We start from the raw sequence: 614 nt of genomic DNA on the forward strand, positions 1-614 counted from the left end.
TATTTATTATGGGAGTGTTATGTGCGCTTTATGGATTTAAGTAAGCCATTGCCCGATGTGCCGGTATATGAACAACACCGACATTTAGATCCAATTACAGCAGAGTTTGATAAAAATAATAATCGTCCTTCAGACTTTTGGGTAGACTTTTCAATTGAACAGCAAATTAAAATTAGGGACGAAATTTTAGAAGATGCTTTTCCATTTGATTGGCTAAAAGGTAAAGCCAATGACGAAATAACGAAACCTTGGCAGCATTGGAAGGCAGAGCCTGATCGCATAGAACAATTAACGTGGAAATATAAAATAAAGCGTTTACTGGTTCAGCTTTTTATCGGCTTTCCGTGAAACGGCTTAAGTTTCAAATTCAATGATACGTTAACAATCAGAAAAGGAATTCAAACTGAGGCACTTTAAAGTGCCAAGGTTGATTAAACAATAAGGATATTAAATGCAAAATAATGACTACCTAGCCGTTGATATCATGCCTAAAAAAACGCGATTTAATCGCTTTTTTTACCCTGAGAGATTAAATAGCCTCAAGGATAAATTCAAAGGCTTATGCTATTTATATAATTTACCTGCAAGAAAGCAAAAAGAAATACAAAAACATC

Annotated in this window: 1 pseudogene; it reads left to right on the forward strand. The window is 34.4% G+C overall.

The window, feature by feature from the left end:
- Positions 1-348: pseudogene (locus H5232_RS23550) on the forward strand (hypothetical protein); the annotation flags it as partial.
- Positions 349-614: the final 266 nt, after the last annotated feature.

It is taken from the genome of Pseudoalteromonas sp. SG41-5 (genome assembly GCF_014164495.1).
GTDB lineage: Bacteria > Pseudomonadota > Gammaproteobacteria > Enterobacterales > Alteromonadaceae > Pseudoalteromonas > Pseudoalteromonas rhizosphaerae.